This is a genomic window from Trichothermofontia sp. (assembly GCF_053493415.1).
Genome location: NZ_JBRCAD010000190.1, coordinates 1 through 6,213 on the forward strand (window position 1 = coordinate 1; position 6,213 = coordinate 6,213).

Consider the following 6,213-nt stretch of genomic DNA (forward strand, 5'->3'; position numbering starts at 1 on the left):
CAAGTTTCGCTATTTGCAACTAGAACTCAGCCGTCGCTGTTCGCTCGTCCATTGGAGCTACGATTTGCTTCCAGAAACGCTTGTATGACTCTCGCACCCTCAAGTGTAAAGTTTTATATCTGGATTCAACACTTCTGGGTGGTACTGGCTTGGGCTTAACCTTAGTCAAACATCAGGTTGAACTCCTGGGCGGTGTTATTCAAGTCGAAAGCCATGCAAGACATACCTGCTTTACGATTGAGATTCCCTATCGTAGGATTTAAGAGATGAGTAGGATTTAAGATGACCTGTATGAGGCTAATGATATGGGAAGGTCAGCTTAAAAGAAGTCGGATTACAAAGCCTAATGTCAAATTTTCCTGATAGTTGACCTGCTAAAATTTGAACTAACCGAAGCCCCATTGATTGAATATTTTCCCATTCAAAATCAGGCAACAGACCAATGCCATCATCCCATACAGTCAATATCAAACTATCAGTTTCTGTTTGATCGAGATGAATGCCAATTTTTCCCGAACGCCCCTTCGGGAAAGCATGTTGCAGAGCATTATTGATGAGTTCATTCAAGATTAATCCTAGAACAATACTTTCTTCTAGACGAATTATTGCTTTTGAGTCAATCACAATCTCATAGGTAATATGTTGAGCAAGAATCGAATAGGTAGCAAAAATATTCGTGAGTAATCGTTCGACGTAGGCTGCAAAATGAATATGTGTAAGATCTTCCGATTGATAAAGATGTTCATGAATTAATGCCATTGTACTAATGCGATGTTGGCTCTCAATTAGGACATCATAAGCTGTCCGATCTTGAATGCGATTTGCTTGTAAGGACAATAAACTAGAAATAATTTGCAAATTGTTCTTAACGCGATGATGTACTTCGGATAACAGGATCTCCTTCTCTTGCAGGGATTGTCTGAGAGCCGCTTCTGTGCGTTTAAGCTCAGTAATATTTGCACAGGTACCCACCAGGCGATAAATACGCCCTTGACTATCCTTGAGTGGGGTTAAGCTAGTTTGCCACCAGTATTCTTGATCTTGAAAGGGCAAAAGTTCTTCATAGGTAATGGCTGTCCCTAGAGCAATACACTTTTGATACTGCTGGCGAACCCAGGCGGCGGCAGCAGGGGGAAAGATCTGTTCCGGTGTTTGGCCAAAAAATGCCTCTGTCGCCATCCCCAGTAACCTAGATTGGGCGGGGTTAATACTCACATAGCGAAGATCCCCGTCGGGTAAGACATCAATCACAAAAATGCCGTCATGTACAGATTCGTAGATACTACGCAAAAAATTCTCCTGCTCCAGGAGAGCCAATTCCACATGTTTACGATCGGTGATATCTTCAGCAACGCCAATAAATCGTAATACTTGTTGAGTAGCCGCTTGTACCGTTGAAATGCGTGCCCGAATCCAGCGAATAGCCCCATTGGGTTGAATAATGCGATATTCACGCTCAACGGATTGCCCCTGAAATTGTTCTTTAAGGGACGTTCTAACCATCTCTAAATCATCCGGATGAATAGCCTCAATCCAGTCTTCTGGATGTCGATAAAGGTCGTCACGGGAACGTCCCCATAGATCTTCGTAGGCCGGACTAATGTAGAGAAATTCACCTGTGATCGATCGAATAAAGAAAACCTGGCTAATGGCAGTCGTGATTTCGTGGAATTGTTTTTCCATCTGGCAGCGTTGGGCCTGCTCTTGGGCTAGAACCTCCGCCTGTTCCGCGAACGATTGTGTTAAGGATTGCACCCGCTGGTAAAGGTGTTCAGGGGTGAAGCAACTGAGCAGATCCAGGGCCGTCACGGTGCCCGCAAAGCCACCGGCCTGGTTGACCGCAACAATGGGTAACCCCGCGACCGACTGTATCGCTGTCCAAACCGTGTCTAAGGGAGTTTGCAGGGGTAGGGTAAGGGGCACAGGATGCATCAGTCTGCTGGCGGTCACAGGCTCCGGGGTGAGGGTTGAGGGGGCCGCCGGAAGCAGGGCCGAGGCTGTTAGCAAGCCGATCGGCAGGGGTACCGATTGTCCTGGCAATCGCTGATCATGGTCTGCCGGCATCACCGCAGCACAGTGACCGGGATGGGTCATCATCGCGGTGGCCACTTGACGGTAGGTGGCCGTGGGGGACACCCAAAGGCTCGGCAACGGTTCTAGATCGGCCAGGGTATAAGCAGCTAGAACGGTCAAAACCTCCCATTCCCCCCAGAGGCGATCGAGGCTAATGATACCCAACAGTTGACCGCGATCGTCCTGGGCCAATAGGTAAGTACTGGCCTGGGCTTGCATCTGCTGCATCAGGTAAAAAGCATTGACCTGCCCCGTTGGCGGGACGGTAATCGCTGCTTGGGACTGATAGTCGGCAACCGTCACCGGATCATCCCAGGGGTTGACTTGGGCGATCGCCCGCACCCCATCTGCTGCTGTGAAGCTACCCACCAGCGTGGTCGCAGTGGCAATAGGCAGAATTGGCCAGGGGGACTGGTGCAAGAGTGGGAGCACCGCTGCGATCGGTACCTTGGGGGAAACCCCCCGATCACAGGGGTGCAGAATCGAATCAATCGCAATCAGCATCGTCACTGCGCTAGTTTTGGCGCGCCTGAACTACGTGTGTGTGCTGTCAGCCGTAAATTTTCGGGTTGCCGATAGGCCCCAAGACCGTTTGCCAGCCCTCTCCCTGCAACAGTACACTCAGGATGAGCGGGACGCATCCGTTGCTCCTAGGGAGACGCTGCACGAACGGGCTAAGCTGGTTGGAAGTCCTCATCTTAAGCTTGACGCTGGGCTAGGGCAAGGGAAGCTGAACACAAAAGCAGTGCGATCAGCGCGCCGACCTGCCAGTCAGACGGTCTACCGTATACAATCCGAATACAGTCCGGGTTTTGACGGTTATATCTGCAAAATAGGAGTGTGGCCTACTTTGGTGCCATAGATTACCAAATTGCTCGCCTTGGAACCCTTATCCCATTGAATCAATGATGAGCCAGTACTACAGCACTTCCATACTCGGTGAGGTACAGGCAAGGGGCTTAAGCCCCTGGTTGGCAAGGCTTGACCGTACTTCATTAGAACGGGAACGGCTGCATCAAAATGGCATAGAGCAGTCGCTAGTGATGTTGATGGATATCAGGAAATAATGCCAGCAAAGCCTAATTCTTAGGTATTACAAAATTGACCCGAACTATGGTGACGCTTTCTACATTATGGCCCATATTTTAATTATTGATGATGATCCCGTTATTCGATTGTTGTTACAAAAAACCTTTCAGAAATTGGGATATGGAATTTCACTGGCAGTGAATGGAAGCGAGGGGTTAAAGATTATTGAGAAATCCTATGCAACGCTGGATGTAGTCATTTGCGATTGGATGATGCCAACGCTGGATGGGTTAGAGGTCTGTCGGCGGGTTAAGGCTAATCCGCAGACAGCTTCTTTATTCTTTATTTTACTGACGGCTAAGGGTGGCATTTCCGATCGCATCCAAGGCTTGGATGCAGGGGCTGACGATTTTTTAACCAAGCCGATCGATATGGGTGAAATGACAGCCAGGATTCGCTCGGCCTTACGCATTTGTGATCTGACGCGGGATCTGCAGGAACAAAAGCAGCTTCTGGAAAGCCAGTTAGCGGAGGCGGCTGCCTATGTTCGCTCCATCTTGCCACCGCCTATGACCCAGCCCATAGCTATTAATGCTCAATTTATTCCCTCCATGCAACTAGGAGGCGACTGTTTTGACTATTACTGGCTAGATCCCGATTATTTAGTGGTTTATCTATTGGATGCCTCAGGACATGGGATTGGCGCGGCATTGCTCTCCATTTCGGTTCTGAATATGCTGCGCTCCCAATCCTTACCGGATGCAAATTTTTATCATCCTGGTAGCGTGCTCCAGGCGCTTAATGAAAACTTTCAAATGGATAAGCATGGTGAGCGCTATTTTACGATCTGGTATGGAGTATATAATCGTGTCAAACGACAATTGACCTATGCCAGTGCGGGCCATCCACCCGCTATTCTCATTTCTGGTCAGTCCGCCCCAGCGACTCAGGTCCAGTACCTAAAGTCGTCGGGAATGCCCATTGGCATGTTCCCTGACATTCGGTTTGAGAACAGCTATCACACGATCGCGCCCAATAGTTCGCTCTATATCCTAAGTGATGGTACCTATGAAATTATGCAGTCGAATGAAACGATTTGGGGGTTGGATAAACTTGTTGAAGTTTTCAAGAGCGCACAAGTCAAGCAAGATCGTGATCTCGATACCATCCTTGCCCACATCCAATCTGTCAACCAGAATCAAGATTTGGAAGACGATCTATCCTTGATTCAAGTTAACCTAGATTAATATCCAATATTCTGAATATTTCCCTACCGTGCTCATGGATTGGCTGTTGGTACCGCTAAATTACGAGTTTATACGCCTTGCATTAATTGCTGGTTTACTCATCGGCATCCTCTGCCCGATCGTGGGGAGCTTTTTGATTGTGCAACGGATGGCGATGCTGGGGGATGTGGTCGCTCATGCCGTATTGCCGGGACTCGCGATCGCCCATTTCTTGGAGATCAATCTTCTGTTGGGTGCCTTTACCTTTGGGACCCTGAGTACGTTTCTGATTGCCTGGATACCGTCCCAAACCCGTGTCAAGGCAGATACGGCAATGGCATTAACCTTCGCCAGTTTCTTTGCCTTGGGAATTACCCTATTAACACGATTCAAAAGTTCTCTGGATTTAGAGGATTTACTATTTGGTAATATCCTCAGTATTACCAGGGCCGATATTGGCGAAATCATTGGGATTGCAATTGTCATTCTCCTGGGCATCAAACTGTTCTATAAGGAATTGTTGTTTTTTACCTTCGATCGCCAAGGAGCCGAAGCAATGGGGTTACCGGTGAAGGTCCTGAACCTGGGGCTGATGGCCGGGATTACCCTGACGATTATTGCCAGCATGAAAGCCGTCGGTGTGATTTTGGTCATCGCCCTGATGGTGGGGCCTGCGGCCACGGCCTATTTATTTGTCAAAGAACTCCACTGGATGATGCTCCTAGGAGCCGCCTTGGGGGCGATCGCCAGCACCCTGGGTTTGTATCTCAGCTATTACCTGAATCTCCCCTCTGGCCCCGCGATCGCGCTGACCGTCTTTGCGGGCTTTACCCTGGCGTTAGGGTGGACTTGCTATCAATCAGGACTGCCACCGGGGAAAGTGGCACCGCCGCGATCGCGCCCCAACGGCAATCAGCCATGATGGGGAAGGCTAAGTGCCATGATCTGTGAGTTGCCGTTCAGGGCGGTTTGCCATGTCTTTCCAGTCCGATCCGCGCCGCCAAAATTTAGAAATTTCCGTGAGGGCTTCCCATCCCCAACTATTGGCGGGTCTAGATGACTGGCTACAGCGGGGTCTAATTGCTGATGCCACCGTGCGTCGTTTATGCCAGGAGCACCTGACCTGCCGTCTACCGACCCCCCAGCCCGATGCCGCCGATGCCCCCAGTCCAGTGGCGGCCCCGCCTGAAACGCGGCTAACGGCCCATGCGGATGCCCGCGATCGGGACCTGGCTATGCCCATGCCCCCAGCGACCGCAGGGGCAGATTTCAATGCAGCCGGAGACCGTGCCCGCCCGGTAGCACCGCCACCCGGTGTGATCGCCCGTTTTCTTCAATCCCTGATGGCCGAGTTGAGTGTGCTGTGGCTATTGGGGCTGGGGGTGTGTTTAGTCGTCGTGTCGTCAGCCGTGTTGGCCGCCAGTCAATGGCAGCAGTTTACCCCCACGGGCCAATACGCCATCCTGTGGCTCTACACCCTGGTGTTCTTTGGAGCAGCATTTTGGACGGGGCGCCAGCCCAATTTACGCTCGACGGCCTGGATGCTGCAATTGGTGACCCTACTCTTGGTGGCGATCAATACCTGGGCGATGGATACCTTGCGCCTGTGGGCGAGTCCCTGGGGGTGGCTACTGGGGGCGATCGCCAGTCTGAGTCTCATTGCGATCGTCCAATTTCTGACCCACCGCCCCCCTAGGGAAGGCGCGACCCCGCCTCGCCCTCTCCTACCTGCCATCAACTACCTAGCGTTGAGTGGTTTGCACTGGGGTTGGGCGATCGCGGACTGGCCCCTACTGGCGGTCTACGCTGGCGTTAGCCTGACCTTCCTGTTCACCGTTGCCCGTCCTCCCCGACCCTCTCCCGTGGCCTCGCCGCCCTCAGAACC

General features: G+C 51.1%; 5 protein-coding genes. 4 read left to right on the forward strand and 1 reads right to left on the reverse strand.

The features are described 5' to 3' along the window. Positions 1 to 80 precede the first annotated feature (80 nt). Complete coding sequence (locus ACWIUF_RS16765) at positions 81 to 263, forward strand: ATP-binding protein (protein WP_448573669.1); 183 nt, start codon at positions 81 to 83, stop codon at positions 261 to 263. Positions 264 to 297: 34 nt separating this feature from the next. On the opposite strand, the gene ACWIUF_RS16770 is transcribed toward ACWIUF_RS16765, so the two are convergent. Then, positions 298 to 2,577 (reverse strand): PAS domain S-box protein, encoded by a 2,280-nt coding sequence (locus ACWIUF_RS16770; RefSeq protein WP_448573670.1) that lies wholly within the window; start codon positions 2,575 to 2,577, stop codon positions 298 to 300. A gap of 629 nt (positions 2,578 to 3,206) precedes the next feature. On the opposite strand from ACWIUF_RS16770, the gene ACWIUF_RS16775 reads away from it, so the two are divergent. From ACWIUF_RS16775 to ACWIUF_RS16785, 3 genes are all read left to right on the forward strand, one after another. Beyond that, the gene (locus ACWIUF_RS16775; RefSeq protein WP_448573671.1) at positions 3,207 to 4,349 is read left to right on the forward strand and encodes a SpoIIE family protein phosphatase; all 1,143 of its coding nucleotides are present in this window, start codon (positions 3,207 to 3,209) and stop codon (positions 4,347 to 4,349) included. Positions 4,350 to 4,383: 34 nt separating this feature from the next. Beyond that, positions 4,384 to 5,250 (forward strand): metal ABC transporter permease, encoded by an 867-nt coding sequence (locus tag ACWIUF_RS16780; protein WP_448573672.1) that lies wholly within the window; start codon positions 4,384 to 4,386, stop codon positions 5,248 to 5,250. Between the two features lie 52 nt (positions 5,251 to 5,302). After that, on the forward strand, positions 5,303 to 6,213 hold a 911-nt coding region (locus ACWIUF_RS16785), incomplete at its 3' end, for a hypothetical protein (RefSeq protein ID WP_448573673.1).